Source organism: Cohnella baijiui, assembly GCF_020731285.1.
Lineage (GTDB): Bacteria > Bacillota > Bacilli > Paenibacillales > Paenibacillaceae > Cohnella.
Genome location: NZ_JAJFOW010000441.1, coordinates 1 through 221, shown reverse-complemented (window position 1 = coordinate 221; position 221 = coordinate 1). Strand labels below are relative to the sequence as shown.

Sequence of the window (221 nt, the reverse complement as noted above, 5' to 3'; positions counted from 1 at the left end):
AGCAATCTCCAGCGACAAATGCTATATGATGAAGAAGATGCGGCCAATCATATACCCAAGGCCGCCGCTGCAGCAGAAAAGCTGAAGCGAATCAACAGCCGGGTAACAATTGAGCCTGTTATTGCTGATATTACAGCAGTGAATGCCGAAGAGCTGCTTACAAACTGTGACCTCATCCTTGATGGAACAGATAACTTCGCCATTCGTTTCCTCATTAATGA

Annotated in this window: 1 protein-coding gene; it reads left to right on the top strand. The window is 45.7% G+C overall.

The annotated features are described in order from the left end of the window. Positions 1–221 (top strand): ThiF family adenylyltransferase (locus LKX83_RS33305; RefSeq protein ID WP_227887585.1); only part of this gene is annotated, 221 nt, incomplete at both ends.